This is a genomic window from Allobosea sp. (assembly GCF_048595345.1).
GTDB lineage: Bacteria > Pseudomonadota > Alphaproteobacteria > Rhizobiales > Beijerinckiaceae > Allobosea.
Genome location: NZ_JBMDWH010000214.1, coordinates 39,299 through 60,891 on the forward strand (window position 1 = coordinate 39,299; position 21,593 = coordinate 60,891).

Consider the following 21,593-nt stretch of genomic DNA (forward strand, 5'->3'; position numbering starts at 1 on the left):
TTCGGTGGGGCTTTCAGAAGGTGACGGCCGCCCAGCCGGCGGCGAAGGAGCCGGGCGATGGAGCCGGTTGGCACCGACGCTCACGGCTATTCCGTCGCGATCGACCGAGCGCCCTGTTGCAGCGCCTCGAGATGAAGGAAGTGGCGAACGACCGGCCCGGCCTCGCCGACATGGAAGCGCCGGACCTCGGCCTGGAGATCGGCATCGGCCTTGGAGACGCGGCGATGCTGGCGCAGGTGTTCGGCCCAGGACGACACCATGAACCACTCGACCAGCTTTCCGGGATCGGCCGTATCCTCGGTGACGCCCCAGCCATAGGCACCGTCTCGCCGCCGCTCGACCGAGAGCGCATGAATGGCGCTAAGGAAGGCCTCGCGATCGGCTTGCGGCACGCTGTATTCGATCAGGATCAGCACCGGGCCGCGATCATGCTCGATCTCGCCGGCGGTGAGCGGCTCGGGCCAGTGGTTGGACGGCGCCAGATCGGCCTCGCCGGCCGGCAGTTTGATCCGATGCATCACGAGCCCGGCCACGAGCAGGGCCGCGGCGCCGATCAGCAGCGTGCCACGGATGCCGGCAGCTTCCGCCACCGCGCCCCATCCGAGGCTGCCAGCGGTCATCGCGCCGTTGAACACGGTGAGATAGACCGCCAGCGCCCGGCCGCGCACCCAGTTCGGGAGGATCGCCTGCGCGACGCCGTTCAGCGTCGTCAGCGCCACGATCCAGGCCGCGCCGAGCAGCAGCAGGACGATGATCGCGAGCCATTGCGGCGGCGCGAGCGTCAGCGTCGTCATCACCACGGCCGTGACGACTGCAGAAAGCAGGAGCAGCCCGTCCGCGTCGAGCCGGGCGCGCAGGCGGGGCAGCAGCACCGCGCCGCCGATCGCGCCCGCGCCGACCGCGCCGAGCAGCACGCCATAGAAACCGGCGCCGCCGCCGAGAAGGTTGCGCGCCACCAGTGGCAGCAGGGCCCAGACCGCGCTGGCGCAGGCGAAGAAGATCGCTGCGCGCAGCAGCACGACATGGAGTTCGCGGCTCGCCCGCGCATAGCGCAGCCCGGCCCGGAACGCACCGGCAAAGCGCTCGCTCAGCGCATCGTCGGCGCCTTGCGGCCGGCGCCACCAGAGCAGCGCCCCGATGACGATGACATAGCTCAGCACATCGGCGCCATAGGTGAAGCCGGCGCCGAAGGCGGCGAGGATCAAGCCGCCTAGCGCCGGGCCGATGGCGCGCGAGATGTTGATGCCGAGGGAGTTGAGCGCGACCGCGCTCTTGAGGTCGGCCTTCTCCACCAGCTCCGGCACGATCGCCTGCCAGGTCGGCGCCATCAGCGCCGCGCCGACGCCGCCGAGGAAGGTGAGGCCGACGAGCGCAGGCACGCTGAGCTGGCCGAAGCTCGCCAGCGCCATGAGCGAAAGGCTGACGCAGCCGAGCAGGAGCTGGGTCGCGATCAGAAACCTGCGGCGATCGAGAATGTCGGAGAGCACGCCGGCGGGGATCGCCAGCAGGAAGACCGGCAGCGTCGCCGCCGCCTGGATGAGTGCGACGGCGGCGGGCGCCCCCGAGAGATCGGTGACGAGCCAGGCGCTCGCCACGTCCCGCATGAAGGAACCTATATTGCCGATGATCGTCGCGGCCCATAGGACCGCGAAGACCTTCTGGCGGAGCGGTGCGAAACCTGAAGCCGACGGCGCGGGCGGCGTGGCGGCGCTCATCGGGCGCCTCCCCTGTGGCTCGACCGGTCGTCGAGCGCGATCAGAATGAAGCCGCCGATCAGGCCGAGATGCTCGAAGAAGGCGTTCATGGCCATGGCCCGCCCCTGCCCGGCCGGCAGCTCCCAGAAGTGGATCGCGACGAAAGTGGCGGCCAGCGTGAAGGCTGCGAGCGCCAGCGCCGCCAACCACCGCCAGCGCCCGATCAGGATCAGTGCGCTCATCGCCAGTTCGAAGACGATGACGCCGACCGCGAAGAGCGGTGCCGGGGCCAGTCCAAAATGCTCCATCTCGGCCATCGCGCCGGGAAAATCGAGGATCTTGGTCAGCGGTCCCTGGATATAGGCGGAGCAAAGCAGGAGCAGCGCGAGGCGGTGAAACGCGCCGGTCCGCGAAGCGGCATGGGTCGCGGCCATGGTCACACCGCCCAGCAGGCGCAACCCAGCGCGCCCCAGAAGCTCTTCAGATCCGAAATCGGCAGCTTGCTCGACCAGGCGCCGGCATGGTCGTGCCCATGGACGCCGCAGGCGCTGGCGCAACCGCAGCTCGCCATGGCCACACGACGCAGCGAGTTCCTGCCGCCACCCTCCGGCTCGCCCCAGGCGGCATAGCCCTTGAAGGTCCTGACCGGGGACCAGTCCGGCATGGCCGGCGGCGGGGCGCTCTCGTCGAGGCTCGCGAAATCGCGGGCGCCGTAGACGACCTTGCCGCCGAGGACCGTCAGATCCGCGCTGATATGGGAGATCTCGTCCTCGGCGCAGGAGAAGAAATCGCGGTCCGGCACGATGAGATCGGCGAGCTGGCCGGCGGCGATGCGTCCCTTCTTGCCCTCCTCGTTCGAGAACCAGGTGACGTTCTCGGTCCACATCCTCAGCGCCGTCTCGCGGTCGAGGCAGTTGCGCTGCGGCGTGATGCGCAGCCCACCGACCGTTCTGCCGGTGATCAGCCAGGCGAGCGAAACCCAGGGGTTGTAGGAGGCGACGCGGGTGGCGTCGGTGCCGGCCGAGGTCCTGATACCCTTCTCCAGCATCCGTGCAACGGGCGGCGTCGCCTCGGCAGCGCCGATGCCATAGCGCTCGACGAAATACTCGCCCTGATAGGCCATGCGGTGCTGAACGGCGACGCCGCCGCCGAGCGCGGCGATCCGGTCGATCGAGCGCTCCGAGATCGTCTCGGCATGGTCGAAGAACCAGTTGAGGCCCTTCAGCGGAATATCCTGGTCGACCTTCTCGAAGACGTCGAGGGCGCGGGAGATCGTCTCGTCATAGGTCGCGTGCAAGCGCCAGGGCCAGCCGTTCTCGGCGAGGATGCGGACGACCCCTTCGAGATCGCCCTCCATCTCGGGCGGCATGTCGGGGCGCGGCTCACGGAAATCCTCGAAATCGGCCGCAGAGAACACCAGCATTTCGCCGGCGCCGTTATGGCGGAAATAGTCGTCGCCCTGCTTGTAGGTGGAGGTCTTCGTCCAGTTGAGGAAGTCCTCCTTTTCCTGCTTCGGCTTCTGCGTGAACAGGTTGTAGGCGAGGCGGATGGTCAGCTGGTTCTCGTCGGCCAGCTTCTGGATGACGGCGTAGTCGTCAGGGTAGTTCTGGAAACCACCGCCGGCATCGATAGCGCCGGTGACGCCGAGCCGGTTGAGCTCGCGCATGAAATGCCGGGTCGAATTGACCTGATAATCGAACGGCAGCTTCGGCCCCTTCGCGAGCGTGGCGTAGAGAATGCCGGCATTGGGCCGCGCGAGCAGCAGGCCGGTCGGATTGCCGTTGGCGTCGCGGGTAATCTCGCCTCCCGGCGGGTTGGGGGTGTCCTTCGTGTAGCCGACGGCTCGCAGGGCGGCGCCGTTCAGCAGCGCCCGGTCGTAAAGATGCAGGATGAAGACGGGAGTCTCGGGCGCGACGGCGTTGAGCTCGTCGATCGTCGGCAGGCGCTTTTCGGCAAACTGGTGCTCGGTGAAGCCGCCGACCACGCGGACCCATTGCGGCGGCGGCGTCACCGCGACCTGGCGCTTCAGCATCGACATCGCGTCGGCCAGCGAGCGCACGCCGTCCCAGCGCAGCTCCATGTTGAAGTTGAGCCCGCCGCGAATGATGTGGAGATGGTTGTCGATCAGGCCCGGCAGAACGCGCCTGCCCTCGAGATCGACGATTTTCGTCTCCGGCCCGGCATGGGCCATCACCTCGGACTCGCTGCCGACCGCGAGGAAGCGCCCGTCCTTGATCGCCACCGCGCTGGCCGCGGGATTGCCGCGGTCGAGCGTGGTGATCAGGCCGCTATGCAGAATGAGATCGGCGGACATCGGCTTGTCTCCGGAGGGTGAAGGCTGGCCCAGGGCAGAGGCGGCCAGGCCGGGAACGGCGAGCCCGCCCAGAATGGCGCGGCGGGTCGGCATCAGCCGTTCCCCTCGAGCTCGGATCCAGGCTTTCTGCCGGACGCCTTGCCGCCCGGGAGATGCCCGAAGACATGCGGCTTGACCTGATGCTCGCAGGATTGAGCGGCCGGCGCCTTCGACCAGAGGCTTCGCGCCAGAGGCGGCAGTTGCTCGCCCACCAGAATCCCGAGCAGTCCAACGAGCGCCACCACGGGCGGAGCCGGAGAGCGCACATTGATCAAGGCGTAGATCGCGCCGACCAGAAGGCCGGCGCCGAGGGACATCAGGTAGATCTTCATCGCGCGGCCGGGGCTGCCGAGGACGCCTCGCTGGCGCCCGCGATGCTATCGACAGCGTCGCGGATGACGGCGGCGACTGCATCGGGCTGCGACAGCAGGGCCATATGGCTCGCGGCAAGCTCGATCGTGCGGGCCTTGAGCCGAACCGCCAGTTCGCGCTGGAGCGGCACGCTGACCGCGCGATCCCCGCTCGAAAGGACGTACCAGTTCGGCCGGTTTTTCCAGGCCGCTTGCGTGATCTTGTCGCCGAAGGTGGCAGCGCCGAGCGGCGGGGCGATCGCCGCGAGGACGCGCGCCTCATGTTCCGGCAGGTCCTGCGCCACATTCTCGATCCAGCTGGCGACGCTCATGCGCAGGCGGCCCGTGCCGTCATCGGCGACACCGGAGAGGCCGGGCGGCGGGGCATGGGCGCCCACCTGATCGCCCGTGGATTCGCCGACGTCCGGTGCGAAGGCCGCGACATACACAAGGCCCGCAACCTTCGGATCGTTGCCAGCCTCGGTGATGACGGTTCCGCCCCAGCTATGCCCGACGAGAACAACCGGGCCGTTCACCGTCGCGAGAACGGCTTGCGTCGCAGCGACGTCATCGGCGAGCGAACTCGTCGGATTCTGGACGGCGACGACATCGAGCCCATCGGCAAGGAGACGGGCGATGACGCGCCGCCAGCTCGAGCCGTCGGCCCAGGCTCCGTGGACGAGCACCACGGTACAGGCGCGTTTGGAGAGGGTCGTCATGACCAAAATCCTTTGCGATGACTGGGAAAGTGTGGCCGGCGTCCCTCGAACGGGGCGCCGGCCCGTCGCTCAGCTCTCGATGAAGGCGAGCAGATCGGCGTTCAGCACATCCGCATTGACCGTCAGCATGCCGTGGCTGAAGCCGGGATAGGTCTTGAGCGTGCCGTTGCGCAGCAGCTTGATCGAGGCATGGGCCGAGGCGTCGATCGGCACGATCTGATCATCCTCGCCATGGAGCACGAGCGTGGGGACGGAGATCGCCTTCAGGTCTTCGGTCTGGTCCGTTTCGGAAAAGGCCTTGATGCCTTCGTAATGGGCGACAGCGCTGCCCATCATCCCCTGCCGCCACCAGTTCTGCACGACGCCGGGATAGGATTTCGCGCCGTCGCGGTTGAACCCGTAGAACGGACCCGCTGGCACATCGGTGAAGAACTGCGCGCGGTTTTCGGCAGTGGCCTTGCGAAATCCGTCGAACACCTCGAGCGGCAGCCCGCCAGGATTGCCTTCGGTCTTCAGCATCAAAGGCGGCACGGCGCTGACCAGTACCGCCTTGGCTGTGCGCCCGCCCGGCTCGCCATATTTGGCGACATAGCGGGCGACTTCACCGCCGCCGGTGGAATGGCCGATATGGACTGCGTTGCGAAGGTCGAGCGCCTCGACGACGGCGAAGGCGTCGGCTGCGTAATGGTCCATGTCGTGCCCCTGCCAGACATGAGCCGAGCGGCCATGGCCGCGGCGGTCATGCGCGACGACGCGATAGCCCTTGCCGAGGAAGAACAGGATCTGCGCGTCCCAATCGTCGGATGACAGGGGCCAGCCGTGATGGAACATGATGGGCTGCGCGTCTTTGGGCCCGAAATCCTTGTAGAAGATCTCGACCCCATCTCCTGTCTTGACGATCGGCATGTTCAAATCCTTCTTCTGAGCTGATTTCACAAATATTTCATGGTTCAAGATCGGACGTGCAGGTCTTCCGGTTTGCGCCTAAAGCACCGGAAAGTCGATCTTCACGCCGAGGAAACCGAGTTGGCTTCAATAGTCCCGCTGTGCTTTAACGAACTTTCGTCGATATGTTAGCGAGGCCATCGTGCGAACGCCATTAGTTACCTCTCGGATACCGGACGCCGACGAGAGCGTGGAGCGGCCCGCCGGCCCCGATGCCCGTGAAGCCTGCGCCGCCGATGGCTTCCTCAAGTTCTTCGCGCAGGAATGGACGAGCCATATCGTGCTCGCGCTGGCGCGCCATGGTGCGCTTCGCTTCGGTGCGCTCCGCCGGCAGCTCCCGCCCGGCCTCTCGGCACGGGTCCTGTCGGCACGGTTGAAGGCGCTGGAAGCGGCAGGCTATGTCGAGCGCCGCGACCTCAGCGGACGCGTGCTGCATGTCGAGTACTCCCTGACGCCCTCGGGTCTGGCGGTCGACGCGGCTCTCGCCAGCAGCGAAAGCCTGATGTCTGCCGGCCTCTCCAAAACTGGCCAGAAAGAGACGTCAGGGTCTTGATCGATCGTCCGGGCTTTTGGCCCGATCGTCCAGCCGGGCCAGCCCCGCCTCAGGCCCCGCGGCGCCAGGCTCCCGGCGGAGCACCCGTCCTCGCGGAGAAGACGCGGGTGAAGTGGCTCTGGTCGGCGAAGCCGCATCGCGCGCCGATTTCCGCCAGCGACAGTTCACTGCCTTCCAGGAGCCTTTTGGCCGCCTCGATCCGCCTTTGCGTGAGCCATTGCATCGGCGTCGTGCCGGTGGTCGCGCGGAAGCCCTTCATGAAGCTGCTGCGAGACATCCCGCACGCCGCAGCAATGTCTCCGACCAGAACATCGCCGTCGAGATGGCCGGCGAGCAACTCCTTGGCACGGGCCTCTTGAGCCCGCGACAGCAGAGGCCTGCGGCGGGGCGAAGAGGGAACCGGGCCGAACCGGCTGATCAGATGCGCCTGCATGGCCAGCACCATCTGGTCCACGAACAGGGTCGAGACGAGGGATGCTTCCGAAAGGCTCGGCAGCAGCGCCGCGGCCAGATGCGGCAGCACGGGGTCGGTGTCGGCCTGGAGGCGCGGCAAGAGCGAGAGAGAACGGGCCTCCAGCCATTCGTCTGCCGGATCGTCATAGGGAATTTCGACCAGCAGGAAATCGAACGCGGTCTGCAGCTCGGCGCGGTAGGGTTCTGCGAAGTCGCGCAGATAGATTTGCCCCGGATGGAAGGTGAAGGACTTTTCGCGGCCGTCGATCACGATCGAGCGACGGTGATGCCCCGAGAGCGAAACGCCCAGCAATGCCCCCCGGATACTCTCATTGGTCGTGACCCGCCCGAGGGGCCGCCTCGACGTCTTGCGCATGACGACGGAGCGTCCAGCCTGCAGCCGCTCATTGCGCAGAAGACCGCCCAGATCGCAGCCGAGGCTGTCAAGAGAGGCGGCTCGGCAGGTCTCTTGAAGTTGAGCGGACATGGGCCCGATTAGCCTAGGAGCCTGCGCCGATTGTCAATCGCTACTCTCGGCCGAGGCGTGACCGAGGTCCGCTTTCGGCCGCCGATGAATGGCAGCTTTCGTTGGGCGCGGCATGCCCGCACCGACCCGGTCGTCCTGCCGGAGCACTTCATCGGTCTCCGGCACCAAACGCCCCGCTGCGTTGCGCATGAGGTCGCCCTCCCCGGCCGATCATGCCCATCCCGCCAACCGCGCCGGTCACGAGACGTGGCCCTCAAGGGAGAGCCGGTGCCAGCTCGGACGGGCGTGGGTTCCATCTCGGGTCCGCAGCGAAGGGACGGGCCTGCCGGATCGGACTCCGTCGACAGGCGATTTTAACCGCAGTGGGGGAGATGGGCGAGGCCGAGCATCTGGCTCACTGCTTGGGCACGTCCTTGAACACGTCCGCCCACCGATCGACTTCCGCCGTCACGAGCTTGCCCAGCGGGGCCGGTCCCCGCATGGTCGCCGGCGGCACCGGTACGGCGAGGTCGTCGAAGCGCTTCTTCACGAATTCGGAGGACAGGCTTTTGTCGAGCGCCGCCACCAGCTTGTCGACAATGGCGGGCGGGGTGTCCTTCGGCACCGCGAGGGCGTTCCAGACCGTCATGTTGAAGGCCGGAAGACCCGCCTCCTTGAAGGTCGGCACGTCGGGCGCCTGTGCCAGCCGCCCCTCGCCGCTCACCGCGAGGGCCGTGACCGACCCCGCCTGATGCAATGGCAGCAGGGTCGCGGTCTGATCGATGACGCCATCGACGAACCCCCCCATCAGATCCTGGATCGCCGGGCCGGCTCCACGGTACGGCACCACGGTTGCCTTCAGCTTGGTCAGATGAAGGAGCAGGGTCGGCGCCATGTCGGAGGTCGCACCGTATCCGTCCGAGCCGAAGCTGATCTTGCCGCCTTCGGCCTTGATCTTGTCCAGGAAGGATTTGAGATCGGCGACGCCGCTTTTCTTGCTGGCCGCAAGGACCATCGGCACGTCGGCGACGATGCCGATCGGCTTCAGATCCGTTCGCGGATCATAGCGCGTATCGGCGAACAACGCCTTGCTCGCCGCCATCGGGCCCATATTGCCGAACAGGATGGTCTGCCCGTCAGGGGCCGAGCGGACCACCCGCTCCGTGCCGGTGCGCCCACCGGCGCCGCCGATATTCTCGATGATGACGTTCTGGCCGAGTTCCTTGCCCATCGCCTCGGCGATGATCCGCGCGAGCACGTCCGTCGTCCCGCCGGCCGCGAAGGGCACGACCATCGTGACCGGCCGGCTCGGATAGGTCTCCGCCTGGCCCGGCACTGCCGCCACAGCAGCGAAAACGGCCGCCGCCGCCGCCCACAGAATCTTCATGTCGCTTCCTCCGGATGATGTATTGTTTTAATTGACTGCCATCAGACAATCCGACAAACGCGGCGTCAAGAGGGGAGATTGACGGCGGCTTCGCCCGCGGCAATGTGTTGCTCATGAACGACGTCAATCTGCGCATTCCGCGGCAGGCCGCCACCCTCCGCCTTCTCGTCGAGGATCGCATCCGCGAAGCGATCTCCAGCGGCCATTTCAAGCCGGGGCAGCGCCTGGTGGAGCGCGAGCTGTGCGAGCAGATCGGCGTCGGCCGGACCTCGGTACGCGAGGCGCTGCGGCAGCTGGAGGCCGAGGGGCTGGTCGTCACGGTGCCGCATCGCGGCCCGGAGGTTTCGTCGATCAGCTATGAGGAGGCCCGGCAGCTCTACGAGGTCCGCGCGCTGCTGGAAGGCTTCGCGGCGCGCTCCTTTGCCCAGCGTGGCGATATGGCGGCGCTCGAGGAGTTGCGGGCGGCGGTGGCAGGCTTCCGGCGGGCGGCCGAGAGTGCCGACCGCGCCCATCTCGTCGCGGCCAAGACCCGGTTCTACAGCGTGCTGATGAACGGAGCGCATAATGTCTTCGTCAAACAGTCGCTGACCACGCTGCACAACCGGATCACGCTCCTGCGCGTGACCTCTATGACCCAAAAGGGGCGGCTGGCCGACAGCGTGTCCGAGATCGAGGCGATCTTCGAGGCGATCGCCGCGCGGGACGGGGACCGTGCCGAGCAGCGCGCCAAGCATCACATCCAGATGGCGGCCAAGATCGCGCTGGCCGTGCTCGCCGGAGACCAGCCGTCACCACCGCAGACAGATTGACAGATTGTCTGATGGCGAGCAGTAATTCGACCGATCAGGCGCAGCGATAACGCGCCGTCGGAGGATTCCGCCATGTCGAACGCGCTCGCTGCGCCCGCCACCATCGCTTTCATCGGACTGGGCCAGATGGGCCTGCCGATGGCGCGCCGCCTGATCGCGGCCGGTTTTTCGGTGCGTGGCGCCGATCCGGCCGAAGCGGCGCGTGCGGCCCTCGTCGAAGCGGGGGGATCCGCCTTCTCCGCGGCGAAGCAGGCCGTTGCGGGGGCGGATGCCGTCATCACCATGCTCCCGACGGGGCGCATCGTCCGCGAAGCGCTTCTGGGGCCCGGCGGCGCAGCGGCGGCGCTGTCCGAGGGCACCCCCGTCATCGACATGAGTTCGTCGGCGCCGACCGATACGGTCAGCCTCGCGGCCGAACTTTCGCCGATGGGCCTCGTCCTGCTCGACGCACCGGTTTCCGGCGGCGTGAAGCGGGCGATCGACGGCTCGCTCGCTATCATGGTCGGCGGACCGGCAGAGGCGGTGGAGCGGGTGCGCCCGGTGCTCGAAGCGATGGGCAAGTCGATCTTCGCGACCGGGCCGATCGGTTCGGGCCATGCGATGAAGGCGCTGAACAATTACGTCTCCGCGGCGGGGCTGATCGCGGCCTGCGAGGCGCTGCTCGTCGGTGGTCGGTTCGGCCTGGCCCCCGACACCATCGTCGACGTGCTGAACGCCTCGACCGGTCGCAACAACTCGACCGAGGTGAAGATGAAGCCCTTCATCATCTCGGAAGCCTATAATTCCGGTTTCTCTCTGGCTCTGATGGCCAAGGACCTCCACATCGCCGCCGACCTCGCCGAGCATCTCGAGCTGCCGCTGCCGCAGATCCAGGCGGTTGCGACATTGTGGGAAGAGGCCAAGGCCGAACTGCCGGCGCAGGCGGACCACACCGAAATCCACCGGCATCTCAAGGCGCTGGCAGACGGCGGAAAGACCGGCTGATGGAACTGCGGGCGCGGCTCGCCCAGGCCCTCGGCGATCCGGAGCTCAGGCGCCTCGGGGCCGGGCTCGTCGCGACGCTGCGAATCGAGGGCGCGGGGGATGATATTCTGCTGCGGCTGGATGGCGGCCAGCCCTGCTTCGACAGCAGTGGGAACGCTGACATCGTGATCGCCGCGCCTGCGCAGGACTGGCAGCCGGTGCTGCGCACGCCGCCCCTGCCGCGCTATCAAGCCTTCACCGCGCTCGCCATGGCCAACCCCGCCTTCACGATCACCGGCGATCCGAAGCTCGTCGCGCAGGCCAGGGCCGTGCTCGAGCGGCTGTTCGAGCTGGTGACGACCTCCCCCGCAGCGCCGGCGGCGCCGATGGCGCGCACGCTCATCGCGATCAGCGGGCGCTATCACCGGGTGGCGCTGCCGGAAGGCCAGGCCGATCTCCATGTGGAGAGCGCAGGCGCCGGCCATCCGGTGCTGTTCCTTCACACCGCAGGCGCCGATGCGCGTCAGTTCCATGGGCAGCTCTCGGATCTCGATCTCGGCGCGACATGGCACATGGTGGCACCCGACATGCCCTTCCACGGCCGCTCGATGCCTCCGGAGGGCTGGCAGGGCGAGCCCTATCGCCTGACCGGGGCGCGCTATCTCGGCTGGTGCGCGGCGATCATCGAACAGGTGATCGGCGAGAAGGCGATCGTCGCCGGCGGCTCGATGGGGGCGGCGCTGGCGCTGCTCCTCGCGGCCGAGAGGCCGGATCTCGTGGCCGGGATCGTGGCCATCGAACCGCCCTTTCGCTCCAATGGGCGGCGCAACCCGTTCCAGCACCATGTCGGCGTGCATGCGGGGCTCCACAACGCCGCCTTCGTGCGCGGCTTGATGAGCCCGACCAGCCCGCTCGACGCCCGGCGCCGTGCCGCATGGATCTATTCACAGGGCGCGCCCGAGATCTATGCGGGCGATCTCGCCTTCTACTCGGACGAGTTCGATGGCGCCGCTATCGCTCCCCGCATCGACACGACGCGCACGCCGGTCGCGCTGCTCTGCGGGACCTATGATTATTCGGCGACCCCGGAGGATGGCCGCAAGCTCGCCGAACGCATCCCCGGCGCGATGCTCCGTGTGATGGAGGGCCTTGGCCACTTCCCGATGTGCGAGCATCCCGACCTGTTCAGGCCGCATCTCGTGGCGGGACTGAACCATGTCGCCGGCTCGGCCGTGGAGGACTGAGGCGCCCTGCCCCGCAGGACCTCGCCTCGCATGACCTTGCCTCGAATGACCTTGCCTCGAATGACCTCGCTTTGCGCGCGTCAGCGCAGCGGCGGGAGGTGAAGCGCCACCGTTTCCCCACCGGACCCCTCCACGGCCGGGTGGATCTCTCGAACCAGCGGGTCATGACCCGGGATGATGCGGGCCTCGTCCCCGGCCAGGCGGCGCGCGGCGTGCCAGCCCTGGGTCAGGTCCCCGAGATCGATATAGATCGGAAACGGGTTCGAGCGCTCGATATTGGCGAGAAAATGCGCCGCGTCGCTCGCGAGCACCAGCGGCCCGCGCCCGGTCTCGACGCGCACCATCTGCAGGCCGGCGCTGTGTCCGCCGACCTTGTGCAGACTCAGGCCCTGCTCGATCAGCGCATCGCCATCATGGAAGACCACGCGCTCGGCATAGACCGCGCGCACCATCCGCACGACGTCCTCGACGTCGAAGGGGTAGCGGATGCAGGCCTGGCACATGTGGCGGCCGGTGGCGAAGCCCATCTCCGCCTCCTGGAGGTGGAAGCGGGCCTTGGGAAACAGATCGAGATTTCCGGCATGGTCGTAATGAAGATGGGTGATCACCACATCCTCGACCGCGCCGGGCTCGACGCCGAGCTGACGCAGCGCCGCATCGACCGGGCGGATCAGGGTGCGCCCGCGCCGGGCGCCCCCCTCGGGCGTGAAGCCGGTGTCGATCACGATCACCCGCTCGCCGCGCCGTGCCACCCAGACGAAATAGTCCATGGGCATCGGCGCGTCATGCGGATCCGGCGGGCGGATGAAGTTCTCGAAGGCCCGGCGCTCATGCACGGCATAGCGCAGGGCATAGACGTCCCAACTCGCCATCGTCAGCCCTCACCCTGCTCTTGCCGGCTCTCTTGCGACGTTACTTGCCTGCGGGCACGGCGCCTTCGGCCTTCAGGACCTCATGGGCGGCCTTGAAGGCATCGAGACCCGCCGGGATGCCGCAATAGACCGTGGCGTGTAGCAAGATCTCCTTGATCTCGTCGACGGTGACGCCGTTGGCGAGCGCGCCCTTGACGTGCAGCTTCAGCTCGGCCGGCTTGCCGAGGGCGGTCAGCATGGCGAGGTTGAGCATGGAACGGGTCTTGTGCTCCAGGCCCGGCCGCGTCCAGGCATAGCCCCAGCACCATTCGGTGGTGATGTTCTGGAAAGCCATCATGAAGTCGTCGGCCTTGGCGAGGCTGCCATCGACATAGTCCGTTCCCAGCACCTTGCGCCGGACTTCGAGACCCTTGTTGAACTGATCGCTATGCGACATCGGATGGTCCTTTCGCTTCGAAATCGGGAGGGCTCTGGCGTTCAGAGCCCGAGATAGGCGCTTCTGACGGCGTCGTTGCCGGAAAGCTCCGCGCTCGTTCCGGAGAGGACGACGCGGCCGCTCTCCAGCACATAGCCGCGGCTGGCGACCGAGAGGGCCAGCGTCGTGTTCTGCTCGACGAGCAGAATGGCGGTGCCGGTGCGGCTGACGGCAAGGAAGGTGTCGTGCAGTTCGTCGACGATCTTCGGCGCCAGCCCGTGGCTCGGCTCGTCGAGAAGCAGCAGGCGCGGCTTCAGCATCAGCGCCCGGCCGATCGCGACCATCTGCTGCTCGCCGCCGGACAGCGTGCCGGCGAGCTGGCCGATGCGCTCGCGCAGGCGCGGGAACATGGTGAGCACCGCCTCGCGACGCTCGGCGAGGTCGCGGCTGGAGCGCACCGAATAGGCGCCGAGCATGACGTTCTCCTCCACCGTCATCTCGGGGAAGACGTGGCGGCCTTCCGGCACATGTGCGATGCCCAGCGCCGGAATCTCGTGGGCGGGCCGGCCGACCAACTCCGTGCCGTCGAAGCGGATGCTGCCGCGGGCGGCGACAAGCCCGGAAACAGTCCGCAGCAAGGTGCTCTTGCCCGCGGTGTTGGCGCCGATGACGCAGACGAATTCGCCGGCGCCGACCGAGATGTCGACATCGTGCAGGACGTCGACGGCGCCATAGCCGGCTTTCAGGCCGCTGACCGCCAGCAGCGGGGCGGAAGAGGTCGGCGCGGAGGACAAGGTCATGGCGCCCATCCTCATGCGGCCGAGCGGCCGAGATAGGCTTCGATCACCGCAGGGTCGCGCGCGATCTCGGCCGGGGTTCCGGTGGCGATGAGCTGTCCGAAGTTGAGCACCACGAGGCGCTGACACAGCGACATGATCGCCCGCATGTGATGTTCGACGATGATCAGGGTCAGCCCCTCCTCGCGCAGCTGGCGCAGCAGCGCCATGAACTCGTCCATCTCGGACTGGTTGAGCGCGGCCATCGCCTCGTCGAGCAGCAGGATGCGCGGCTGCGTACACAGCGCGCGGGCAACCTCGACGCGCGCGCGCTCGGGAAAGGAGAGGTCCCGCGCCAGCTTGCCGGCGATGGCGCCGATGCCGACCCGTTCCAGGCAGGTCCGCGCCAGCTCGCGCGCCTCCTGGACGCCATGGCGCATCAGCCCGCCGGTGAGGACGTTGTCGAGCACGGAGGAATCGAGGAAGAGCGCGACGTTCTGGAAGGTCTTCACCATGCCGGCGGCGGCGATCTTGTGGGGCTTGTAGCCGACGAGGTCGCGGCCCCCCAGGCGGATCGTGCCGCTATCGGGCTTGTGGAGGCCGACCAGCGTCGAGAACAGCGTGGTCTTGCCGGCGCCATTGGGGCCGATGAGCCCGACGATCTCGCCCGCACCGGCCGAGAGCGAGACGTCGGAGAGGGCCTGCAGGCCACCGAAGCGCTTGCCGATGCCCGAGACCTGGAGAAGCGGCTCGCTCATGGGCGATCTCCCCGTGCGAAGAGACGTGCCAGGCGCGGGCCGATGGCCATGAAACCGCGCGGCTCGATCAGGATCACCAGGATCAGCAGCACGCCGAAGACGAGCTGCGACAGCCCCGCCGCCTGGCTGGAGAAGACCTGATTGGCCGCCTCCTCCAACGGGATCACGAACAGGGCGCCGAGGATCGGCCCGGCCGCGGTGCCGATGCCGCCGACGATGGCGATCATCGCCATCCGCACCGAGACCGAGGCGACGCCGAAGACGGTGTCGGGATCGAAGAAGAACTGGAACTGGGCATAGAGCGTGCCCATGCAGGCTGTCAGCGCGCCGGAGATGACTGCAGCCAGGATCTTGGTGCGGGTGGTGTCGACGCCGATCACCTCGGCGGCATCGGCGTTCTCCTTGATCGCGCGCAGGCGGTAGCCGAGGCGGCTGCGCTTGATCGCGACGAAGATCAGCGTCACCAGAACCAGCGCCGCCAGCATCAGCCAGTAATAGGACCGCGTCTCCTTGAACTGGAGCAGCGCGAAGCTCGGCTGCGAGAAAGGCACCGAGATGCCCACAGGGCCGCCGGTGAGCCCGCCCCAGCTGTTGGCGATGACCCGCATCACCTCGCCGAAGGCCAGCGTCGCGAGCGCGAAGTAATGGCCGCGCAGGCGCATGGTCGGCAGGCTGATCAGCAGCGCCGCGAAACCGCCCAGCGCCGCGCCCGCCACCATGCCCAGCCAGGGCGACAGACCGAAATGGATCAGCATCAACGTCGAGGTATAGGCGCCGATGCCGAAGAAGGCGGCATGGCCGAGCGAGATCTGGTTGGCGAGCCCCGCCACGATGTTCCAGGACTGGGCCATGGCCGCGAAGAGCAGCGCCAGGCACAGGATGCGGATGGCATAGCCGCGCGCATCGAAGGCGAAGGGCAAGGCGATGGCCAGCCCGGCGATCAGAGCGAGCGCGATCCAGTGCGAGGTCCAGAGCCGGGTCATCGGGCGGCCCCCAGCAGGCCCTTGGGCCGGAAGGCCAGGACGGCGATGAAGACGACGAAGAGCACGAGGTTCTGCAGCTGGATGGGGAACACAAGCGCCGAAAGCGACTGGATGATCCCGACGGCGAGCCCACCGACCACGGCGCCCGCCACGGAGCCCAGCCCGCCCAGCACCACGACGGTGAACATCAGCACGACGAATTGCGCTCCGACGGTCGGCGAGGCCGTGAGATAAGGCAGGATGACCGCCCCGCCGAAGGCCGTCAGCCCGACGCCGAGGGCGAAGGCGAGCATGTGCATGCGGTCGGAATCGATGCCCATCAGCCGCGCCGCCATGGGGTCCTGTGCCGTCGCCCGCATCGCCCGGCCGAACCAGCTGGTCTTCAGGAAGAGCCAGAGCGCCAGCCCGGAAGCGACGGACATCGCGAAGGCCGCCAGATACGGCACCGAGACGAAGAGCTGGCCGAGCTGCAGCGAGGAGGTCTGGTAGGGGGTCGAGACCGAGCGGAAGCTCGATCCGAACATCAGCAGCGCCGCGTTCTCCAGCACGATCAGGAGACCGACCGTCAGAAAGATCTGCGCGACCTCCGGCGCCTTCAGCACCCGGCGGATCAGAACGCGCTGCAGGGCGGCACCGAGCAGGAAGACCACGACGAAAGCGAGCGGGGCCGCCAGCAGCGGATCGAGGCCGAGCCAGGCCCAGGCATAATAGGCGACGAACATGCCGAGCATCAGGAACTCCGCCTGGGCGAAGTTCACGATGCCCATCACACCGAACACCAGGGTCAGTCCGATCGAGATCACGGCATAGACGCCGCCGATCATCAGACCGTCGAGGATGGCCTGCACCACCGCCATATCCGCGCTCTCCGCTCGCCGCCGGGCTGCCTGTCTCGCCTCAGCTCGACCAGACCGCCTTGCCCTTGGCGAATTGCGACGGCCAGACGGTGACGAGCTCCTTGTTCCGCCACTGCACCATCACCGGCACCGAGAGCGTGTTGAGGCCGGTCTTGTCGAACTGCACGGCGCCGCCGGTCATCGCCTTGGTCCAGCCGCCTTCGAAACGATGGCCATGCAGGATCTTGCGCAAATCGTCCGGCCTGGTGGACTTGGCCTGCTCGATCGCCTGGGCGAGCACATCCATGCAGACGGCGTGCTCCAGCGCCTCATGCACCATGAAATAGCCGTAGCGCTTGCGGAAGCGCTCGGTCAGTTCGGGCGCGAGGTCGTAATTGGCCGGCGAGATCGAGAGCACGCCCTCGGCAAATTCGCCGAGACCCTTCTCGAAATCGGGAATGACGTAGCCGGCGGCGCCGCCGATCGCGGGGATGGTGATGCGCTGCTGGCGCATCGCCCGGATGATCTGCAGCGAATCGTTGAGATAGGAGACCGGGAAGACGGCCTGGGCTCCCGAGGCGCGCAGCTTGTTGATCAGCGGCGTGACGTCGGTGATGCCGAGCGGATAGGCCTCGTCCATCACGATCTGCACATTGGCCGCCTTGGCGCCGTCGCGCAGCCCCGCCGCCTGCGAGGTGCCATAGGCGGTATCCTCGTACATGATGGCGATCTTCTCGAGCTTCTGCCCGGCGGCCGTGGCGATGGCGACCGTGCCATCGAACTGCGCCTTGCCGAGCACCGAGGCCTTCGCCACGACCTGGAAGATGTTCTCGAAGCCGCGGCCGGTGATCTGATCCGAAAATGACATGGTCAGCAGCGGCACGCCGCGCCGCTCGGTCACCTCGGAGATCGCGATCGTCAGCGAGGAGGCGAAGGCGCCCAGAATGGCGACGACGTCGTTTTGCGTGAGCAGGCGCTGGGCGACATTCGCGGCGGTCGTCGGTGTCGATGTGGAATCAGCCACCACGAGATTGATGCGCGCGCCGCCGAGAGCCTTGATGCCACCCGCGGCGTTGATCTCGTCGGCCACTAGCTCGATGCCATTGCGGGAATTGATGCCGAACTGGGCGTTGGCGCCGGATAGCGGCAGGATGACGCCGACATTGACGGCTTTGCCCTGTGCGACCGCATCGCGGATCACATGAGGGGCAGCGACGGCGCCGGCGGCACCGAGCATGAGGGCGCGGCGGCTGAGGGACAGCTTGGACATCATTTCCTCCGATCTGCCTTCTGCGGGCATGAACAGGGCTATGGTTCTCACGCCCTCATGGCGTCTGTCAACAGATTGACAGATTGTCTGAGGATTGGTCTGGTTTGTCTCTCCGACCTTTCGTCGCCACGCCGTGACGCCGATCAGCTGCGTTACGGTGCGCCTGGCGCCCTCTTTTCGCTGGTTTCCGACGTGATCGCCCCGCTCTAAGGATTCCGGAAGGGACATAGACGCGCTGGCCTATGAGGAGAGCCTCCGGGCTTTCTATCTCCAGAATGCTCTTGGCGACGCGGACATCGGCCCGCTCCGTGCCGCTCTCGCCCGTGCGGCGGGCATCGAGAAAGCTGCCGATCCTGACGACCTTGCCGGCTGTGCCAATGCGTTCGTCGCTCTCGGAGACGATGTCGGCGACCATGCCGGGCTTCACCAGCCGCACGAAGTTCTCCTGGATCTCGGCGCGGACGATCCGGGGCGTGTCGGGGATCATGACGAAGAGATCGGTCATCGCGGTCGCCGACACCGCGTCGCCCGGCTGGACCGAGCGACGCGCCACGCGGCCGGGCAGAGCCGCGCGAACCTGCCTGCGCTCGACCTCGTAGCGGGCCGCGTCGCGCTTGGCCGTGACGAGCGCGGTCATCGCCACCGTGCCGCGCCATTCTCCCGTCAGCGTCGCCATCGCCGCCTCCGCTTCGTCCAGAGACTGGGGCGAGACCGCCTGCTCCTTCGCCGCGCGGCGCAGACGATCGAGCAGACGCATCTGCACGGCCTTGCGGGCCTCCAGCGCGCCCCGCCGGGCCTGCGCCTCCTGCAGAGTGGCCTCTGCCGCGGCCTGCGCGCGCGCCGCCAGCGCATCGTCATGCGCCTGCTGGCTGGCCGCCTGCGTCTTCAGGAGCGCTTCGATCCGCCCGACCTGGAGCTGCGCGCGGGGGGGAACCGATTCAGCCCGCTGGAGGACCGCGGCAGCCATCGCCTTTTCGGCCGCGAAGACCGCGGGATCGAGCTGGAACAGGGGATCTCCGGCCGCGACCTCGCTGCCCTGCCGAAAGAGCTGCCGGCGAACGAGCCCACCGATATGGGGGCGGATCTCGGCGACGCGGTAGGCCGCCACCCGGCCCGGGAGCAATTCCGTGATGGTGACGGGCTCGGCCTTGAGTTCGACGACCGAGACTTCAGGAGGCGCCTCGCGCGCGGGAGCCTTCTCGCCCTGGCAGGAACCGAGGGCCAGCGCGAGGGCCATGACGATGAGCGGTGCGGCTGACGAGCCGACCGGACGAAACGGAGAGGCATTCATCCGCAGCGCTATCGGCGCACTGCCTTGCCGCAAGATTACGGGTCAGGCCGTGGCCGGACGGCTTTCCACGCGCGGGACGAGTGTATAGGGCGAAACACGACCCGGCGGCTGCGCCGGCCGCAGCCATCCGCCTGCCGGGCGTCCATCGGCGATCGGCCTTCCAGCGCCCTTTCGAAGCTCGGGCGCGGGGCAAGGTCACGCCGCGTCCGGCGACGCCGTCCGCTGCTCGTCTCGACGCTCTCCGGCATCGAGGCGCTGCCAGCGCCGGGCCCTGGAGGACGCCACGGCGCATGCGATGAAGCGCACGCCACGTGCGCCGTCCGACACGCGCGGATAATCGGCATCGATGGGATCGGCCCGGCCGCCCTCCCTGCGGGCGAGGATATCCGCGAACGCGCCGCGATAGACATTGGCGAAGGCTTCGATGAAGGCTTCGGGATGACCCGGCGGCAGGCGTGTGCCGCGCCTGGCCGCCTCGCACAGCCATGGCGAGCCCCGGGTGAGGATCGTGGCCGGGCCGTCCTGCTGGTAATGAACGAGGCTGTTCGGCTCCTCCTGCCGCCATTCCAGCGTGCCGCGTTCGCCCGAGACGCGCAGGCGCAGATCATTCTCCTTGCCGGCATTGATCTGCGAGGCGACGAGGACGCCTCGCGCGCCGTTCCTGAACCGCAGCAGCATGCCGGCATCGTCGTCGAGCGCCCGGCCGGGCACGAGCGAGCCGAGATCGGCGACGAGTTCCTCGATCTCCAGCCCGGTCACGGTCGCGACGAGGTTCTCGGCATGCGAGCCGATATCGCCGAGCGCTCCGGCGATCCCGCTGCGGGCGGGATCGGTGCGCCAGCCGGCCTGTTTGTTGCCGGTGGTCTCCAGGGCCGTGGCGAGCCAGCCCTGATTATATTCGACGACGACCTTGCGGATGGCACCGAGCTCGCCCGAGCGCACCATCTCCCGCGCCTGCCGGATCATCGGATAGCCGGTGTAATTGTAGGTCACGGCAAAGACGACGCCGGTTCGTGCGACGGTGGCGACCAGCGCTTCGGCCTGCTCCGGCGTGTGGACCAGCGGCTTGTCGCAGACGACGTTGAAGCCGGCGCTCGCGAAGGCCTGGGCGATCGGAAAGTGGCTGTCGGTCGGCGTCACGACCACCACGGCGTCGACGCGCTCCTCCGCCGGACGCTTCAGCTCCGCCTCGAGGAGAGCCTGCCAGCTGGCATGGTTGTGCGCAGCCGGCAACCCCAGCGCCTGGCCGGAGGCCAGCGCCCGCTCGGGCATGGACGAGAGCGCGCCGGCGGCGAGTTCGGCAAGACCATCGAGCGCGATGGCATGGCGATGCACGGCGCCGATGAAAGCGCCCTGCCCGCCGCCGACCATGGCGTAGCGCAGCCGGCGCGGGGTTTGCTCGGTCATCCGGCGTCTCCGTAAGTCGCAAAACGGGCCGCCCCCGGCACGGGAGCGGCCATGGTCGGTCTTCGCCTCAGAACGGCGAGTCGGCGAAGTAGAAGTCCTTGGCGTTGTTCCTGTCGATCAGCACCGAAGGGATGATGGTCGTCGCCGGCAGCTTCTCGCCCTTCAACCGGGCCTCGGCGGTCAGCTTGATCGCGTCGTAGATGAATTTCGGCGAATAGCTGACATTGGCCTGGATGCGCGGATCCTTGCCGTCGAGGATGGTCTTGACCATGTCTTTGGCGCCGGCACCGCCGAAGATCACCTTGATATCCTTGCGGCCGGCCTGGTCGATGGCGCGGATGGCGCCGAAGGCCATGTCGTCATCGGCCGCCCAGATGGCGTCGATGTCCTTGAAGCGGGTCAGGAAGTCCTGCGTGACCTTGTAGGCGTCGTCGCGGTTCCAATTGGCATATTTGGCGTCGAGCAGCTTGATGTCGGGATGGGCCTTCAGCACGGCGTTGAAGGCGTCCATGCGTTCATTGTCGAGCGTGGTCGGGATGCCGCGCAGCGCCACGACATTGCCCTTCCCGTTCAGCGTCTTGACGATGTACTCGGCCGGGATCCGACCGAAAGCAGTGTTGTCGCCGGCGACATAGGCGTCCTGGGCCGAGGTGTCGGTCAGGCCGCGATCGACCACGGTCACATAGGCGCCCTTGGCCTTCACATTGGCGACCGGGCGGGTCAGGGCGGCGGATTCGAAGGGGAAGACGACCAGCGCGTTGATCTTGTTGACGGTGCTCAGATCCTGCAGCTGGTTGGCCTGTTCGGTGGCGTTGGCAGCGGTGCGGATGGTGATCTTGAGGTCCTTGTGCTGAGCCTCGAGATCCTTCTTGGCGCGGTTCGCCCAGTAATTGATGCCGCCCATGAAGCTGTGGGTCGCGGCCGGGATCGACACGCCGAGATTGACGGGCTCGGCCGCGGCGCTGCCGGCGGCGAAGGCGAGGCCGGCCGCAGTGGCGGCGAGCAGCAGATAACGTCTGGTGTGGGCCATCATGGTTTCTCTCCCTTTA

22 protein-coding genes are annotated in these 21,593 nt (G+C 67.6%); 4 read left to right on the forward strand and 18 right to left on the reverse strand.

The annotated features are described in order from the left end of the window. Positions 1 to 86: 86 nt before the first annotated feature. The 6 genes from ACOJTB_RS18610 to ACOJTB_RS18635 form a co-directional block, all read right to left on the reverse strand. Entirely contained in the window at positions 87 to 1,715 is a 1,629-nt protein-coding gene (locus ACOJTB_RS18610) for an MFS transporter (RefSeq protein ID WP_420104011.1), read from the reverse strand. Beyond that, positions 1,712 to 2,128 (reverse strand): DoxX family protein, encoded by a 417-nt coding sequence (locus ACOJTB_RS18615; protein ID WP_420104012.1) that lies wholly within the window; start codon positions 2,126 to 2,128, stop codon positions 1,712 to 1,714. Before ACOJTB_RS18615 ends, ACOJTB_RS18610 begins: the two co-directional genes overlap by 4 nt. A gap of 2 nt (positions 2,129 to 2,130) precedes the next feature. Then, positions 2,131 to 4,101, reverse strand: a complete 1,971-nt coding sequence (locus ACOJTB_RS18620; RefSeq protein ID WP_420104013.1) for an amidohydrolase — start codon at positions 4,099 to 4,101, stop codon at positions 2,131 to 2,133. After that, the gene (locus tag ACOJTB_RS18625) at positions 4,101 to 4,379 is read right to left on the reverse strand and encodes a XapX domain-containing protein (protein ID WP_420104014.1); all 279 of its coding nucleotides are present in this window, start codon (positions 4,377 to 4,379) and stop codon (positions 4,101 to 4,103) included. The genes ACOJTB_RS18620 and ACOJTB_RS18625 overlap by 1 nt, the downstream gene beginning before the upstream one ends. Further along, positions 4,376 to 5,116, reverse strand: a complete 741-nt coding sequence (locus ACOJTB_RS18630; protein WP_420104015.1) for an alpha/beta fold hydrolase — start codon at positions 5,114 to 5,116, stop codon at positions 4,376 to 4,378. Before ACOJTB_RS18630 ends, ACOJTB_RS18625 begins: the two co-directional genes overlap by 4 nt. Before the next feature lie 69 nt (positions 5,117 to 5,185). After that, positions 5,186 to 6,022, reverse strand: a complete 837-nt coding sequence (locus tag ACOJTB_RS18635) for an alpha/beta fold hydrolase (RefSeq protein ID WP_420104016.1) — start codon at positions 6,020 to 6,022, stop codon at positions 5,186 to 5,188. Positions 6,023 to 6,251: 229 nt separating this feature from the next. Here ACOJTB_RS18635 and ACOJTB_RS18640 point away from each other — a divergent pair, with 229 nt between their 5' ends. After that, positions 6,252 to 6,614, forward strand: coding sequence for a winged helix-turn-helix transcriptional regulator (locus tag ACOJTB_RS18640; protein WP_420104017.1), 363 nt, complete (start codon positions 6,252 to 6,254; stop codon positions 6,612 to 6,614). 49 nt (positions 6,615 to 6,663) lie between these two features. On the opposite strand, the gene ACOJTB_RS18645 is transcribed toward ACOJTB_RS18640, so the two are convergent. Both ACOJTB_RS18645 and ACOJTB_RS18650 read right to left on the reverse strand, forming a co-directional pair. After that, complete coding sequence (locus ACOJTB_RS18645) at positions 6,664 to 7,554, reverse strand: AraC family transcriptional regulator (RefSeq protein ID WP_420104018.1); 891 nt, start codon at positions 7,552 to 7,554, stop codon at positions 6,664 to 6,666. Between the two features lie 394 nt (positions 7,555 to 7,948). Beyond that, entirely contained in the window at positions 7,949 to 8,920 is a 972-nt protein-coding gene (locus tag ACOJTB_RS18650; protein WP_420104019.1) for a Bug family tripartite tricarboxylate transporter substrate binding protein, read from the reverse strand. 113 nt (positions 8,921 to 9,033) lie between these two features. Between ACOJTB_RS18650 and ACOJTB_RS18655 the strand changes: the two genes are divergently transcribed. The 3 genes from ACOJTB_RS18655 (at position 9,034) to ACOJTB_RS18665 (ending at position 11,936) form a co-directional block, all read left to right on the forward strand. Beyond that, positions 9,034 to 9,729: a GntR family transcriptional regulator gene (locus ACOJTB_RS18655; RefSeq protein WP_420104020.1), complete on the forward strand. Its 696-nt coding sequence runs from the start codon at positions 9,034 to 9,036 to the stop codon at positions 9,727 to 9,729. Between the two features lie 72 nt (positions 9,730 to 9,801). Further along, complete coding sequence (locus ACOJTB_RS18660) at positions 9,802 to 10,713, forward strand: NAD(P)-dependent oxidoreductase (protein ID WP_420104021.1); 912 nt, start codon at positions 9,802 to 9,804, stop codon at positions 10,711 to 10,713. Next, on the forward strand, positions 10,713 to 11,936 hold the full coding sequence (locus tag ACOJTB_RS18665; RefSeq protein ID WP_420104022.1) for an alpha/beta fold hydrolase: 1,224 nt from the start codon (positions 10,713 to 10,715) through the stop codon (positions 11,934 to 11,936). The genes ACOJTB_RS18660 and ACOJTB_RS18665 overlap by 1 nt, the downstream gene beginning before the upstream one ends. Positions 11,937 to 12,016: 80 nt before the next feature. On the opposite strand, the gene ACOJTB_RS18670 is transcribed toward ACOJTB_RS18665, so the two are convergent. From ACOJTB_RS18670 to ACOJTB_RS18715, 10 genes are all read right to left on the reverse strand, one after another. Further along, complete coding sequence (locus tag ACOJTB_RS18670) at positions 12,017 to 12,808, reverse strand: N-acyl homoserine lactonase family protein (protein WP_420104023.1); 792 nt, start codon at positions 12,806 to 12,808, stop codon at positions 12,017 to 12,019. 40 nt (positions 12,809 to 12,848) lie between these two features. Next, entirely contained in the window at positions 12,849 to 13,244 is a 396-nt protein-coding gene (locus ACOJTB_RS18675) for a carboxymuconolactone decarboxylase family protein (RefSeq protein ID WP_420104024.1), read from the reverse strand. Positions 13,245 to 13,285: 41 nt separating this feature from the next. Further along, positions 13,286 to 13,987 carry an ABC transporter ATP-binding protein gene (locus tag ACOJTB_RS18680; RefSeq protein ID WP_420104048.1) on the reverse strand — a complete coding sequence of 234 codons (702 nt, stop codon included), beginning with the start codon at positions 13,985 to 13,987 and terminating at the stop codon, positions 13,286 to 13,288. 47 nt (positions 13,988 to 14,034) lie between these two features. Further along, positions 14,035 to 14,757, reverse strand: a complete 723-nt coding sequence (locus ACOJTB_RS18685) for an ABC transporter ATP-binding protein (protein WP_420104025.1) — start codon at positions 14,755 to 14,757, stop codon at positions 14,035 to 14,037. Beyond that, positions 14,754 to 15,740, reverse strand: a complete 987-nt coding sequence (locus ACOJTB_RS18690) for a branched-chain amino acid ABC transporter permease (protein WP_420104026.1) — start codon at positions 15,738 to 15,740, stop codon at positions 14,754 to 14,756. The genes ACOJTB_RS18685 and ACOJTB_RS18690 overlap by 4 nt, the downstream gene beginning before the upstream one ends. Continuing rightward, positions 15,737 to 16,597 carry a branched-chain amino acid ABC transporter permease gene (locus ACOJTB_RS18695; RefSeq protein WP_420104027.1) on the reverse strand — a complete coding sequence of 287 codons (861 nt, stop codon included), beginning with the start codon at positions 16,595 to 16,597 and terminating at the stop codon, positions 15,737 to 15,739. The genes ACOJTB_RS18690 and ACOJTB_RS18695 overlap by 4 nt, the downstream gene beginning before the upstream one ends. 40 nt (positions 16,598 to 16,637) lie before the next feature. Next, positions 16,638 to 17,846, reverse strand: coding sequence for an ABC transporter substrate-binding protein (locus tag ACOJTB_RS18700; protein ID WP_420104028.1), 1,209 nt, complete (start codon positions 17,844 to 17,846; stop codon positions 16,638 to 16,640). Between the two features lie 67 nt (positions 17,847 to 17,913). Further along, the gene (locus ACOJTB_RS18705; RefSeq protein ID WP_420104029.1) at positions 17,914 to 19,137 is read right to left on the reverse strand and encodes an HlyD family secretion protein; all 1,224 of its coding nucleotides are present in this window, start codon (positions 19,135 to 19,137) and stop codon (positions 17,914 to 17,916) included. Positions 19,138 to 19,332: 195 nt separating this feature from the next. Continuing rightward, complete coding sequence (locus tag ACOJTB_RS18710) at positions 19,333 to 20,544, reverse strand: Gfo/Idh/MocA family protein (protein ID WP_420104030.1); 1,212 nt, start codon at positions 20,542 to 20,544, stop codon at positions 19,333 to 19,335. A 67-nt stretch (positions 20,545 to 20,611) separates the two neighbouring features. After that, on the reverse strand, positions 20,612 to 21,577 hold the full coding sequence (locus tag ACOJTB_RS18715) for a substrate-binding domain-containing protein (RefSeq protein WP_420104031.1): 966 nt from the start codon (positions 21,575 to 21,577) through the stop codon (positions 20,612 to 20,614). Positions 21,578 to 21,593 lie beyond the last annotated feature (16 nt).

Bases quoted from the DNA above. Each gene is read 5' to 3' on its own strand.
- ACOJTB_RS18610 (WP_420104011.1), bottom strand. From the start codon at position 1,715: ATGAGCGCCGCCACGCCGCCCGCGCCGTCGGCTTCAGGTTTCGCACCG.
- ACOJTB_RS18630 (WP_420104015.1), bottom strand. From the start codon at position 5,116: ATGACGACCCTCTCCAAACGCGCCTGTACCGTGGTGCTCGTCCACGGA.
- ACOJTB_RS18695 (WP_420104027.1), bottom strand. From the start codon at position 16,597: ATGGCGGTGGTGCAGGCCATCCTCGACGGTCTGATGATCGGCGGCGTC.
- ACOJTB_RS18660 (WP_420104021.1), top strand. From the start codon at position 9,802: ATGTCGAACGCGCTCGCTGCGCCCGCCACCATCGCTTTCATCGGACTG.
- ACOJTB_RS18635 (WP_420104016.1), bottom strand. From the start codon at position 6,022: ATGCCGATCGTCAAGACAGGAGATGGGGTCGAGATCTTCTACAAGGAT.
- ACOJTB_RS18655 (WP_420104020.1), top strand. From the start codon at position 9,034: ATGAACGACGTCAATCTGCGCATTCCGCGGCAGGCCGCCACCCTCCGC.
- ACOJTB_RS18705 (WP_420104029.1), bottom strand. From the start codon at position 19,137: ATGAATGCCTCTCCGTTTCGTCCGGTCGGCTCGTCAGCCGCACCGCTC.
- ACOJTB_RS18650 (WP_420104019.1), bottom strand. From the start codon at position 8,920: ATGAAGATTCTGTGGGCGGCGGCGGCGGCCGTTTTCGCTGCTGTGGCG.
- ACOJTB_RS18675 (WP_420104024.1), bottom strand. From the start codon at position 13,244: ATGTCGCATAGCGATCAGTTCAACAAGGGTCTCGAAGTCCGGCGCAAG.
- ACOJTB_RS18620 (WP_420104013.1), bottom strand. From the start codon at position 4,101: ATGCCGACCCGCCGCGCCATTCTGGGCGGGCTCGCCGTTCCCGGCCTG.
- ACOJTB_RS18700 (WP_420104028.1), bottom strand. From the start codon at position 17,846: ATGTCCAAGCTGTCCCTCAGCCGCCGCGCCCTCATGCTCGGTGCCGCC.
- ACOJTB_RS18715 (WP_420104031.1), bottom strand. From the start codon at position 21,577: ATGATGGCCCACACCAGACGTTATCTGCTGCTCGCCGCCACTGCGGCC.
- ACOJTB_RS18665 (WP_420104022.1), top strand. From the start codon at position 10,713: ATGGAACTGCGGGCGCGGCTCGCCCAGGCCCTCGGCGATCCGGAGCTC.
- ACOJTB_RS18645 (WP_420104018.1), bottom strand. From the start codon at position 7,554: ATGTCCGCTCAACTTCAAGAGACCTGCCGAGCCGCCTCTCTTGACAGC.
- ACOJTB_RS18685 (WP_420104025.1), bottom strand. From the start codon at position 14,757: ATGAGCGAGCCGCTTCTCCAGGTCTCGGGCATCGGCAAGCGCTTCGGT.
- ACOJTB_RS18690 (WP_420104026.1), bottom strand. From the start codon at position 15,740: ATGACCCGGCTCTGGACCTCGCACTGGATCGCGCTCGCTCTGATCGCC.
- ACOJTB_RS18670 (WP_420104023.1), bottom strand. From the start codon at position 12,808: ATGGCGAGTTGGGACGTCTATGCCCTGCGCTATGCCGTGCATGAGCGC.
- ACOJTB_RS18615 (WP_420104012.1), bottom strand. From the start codon at position 2,128: ATGGCCGCGACCCATGCCGCTTCGCGGACCGGCGCGTTTCACCGCCTC.
- ACOJTB_RS18710 (WP_420104030.1), bottom strand. From the start codon at position 20,544: ATGACCGAGCAAACCCCGCGCCGGCTGCGCTACGCCATGGTCGGCGGC.
- ACOJTB_RS18625 (WP_420104014.1), bottom strand. From the start codon at position 4,379: ATGAAGATCTACCTGATGTCCCTCGGCGCCGGCCTTCTGGTCGGCGCG.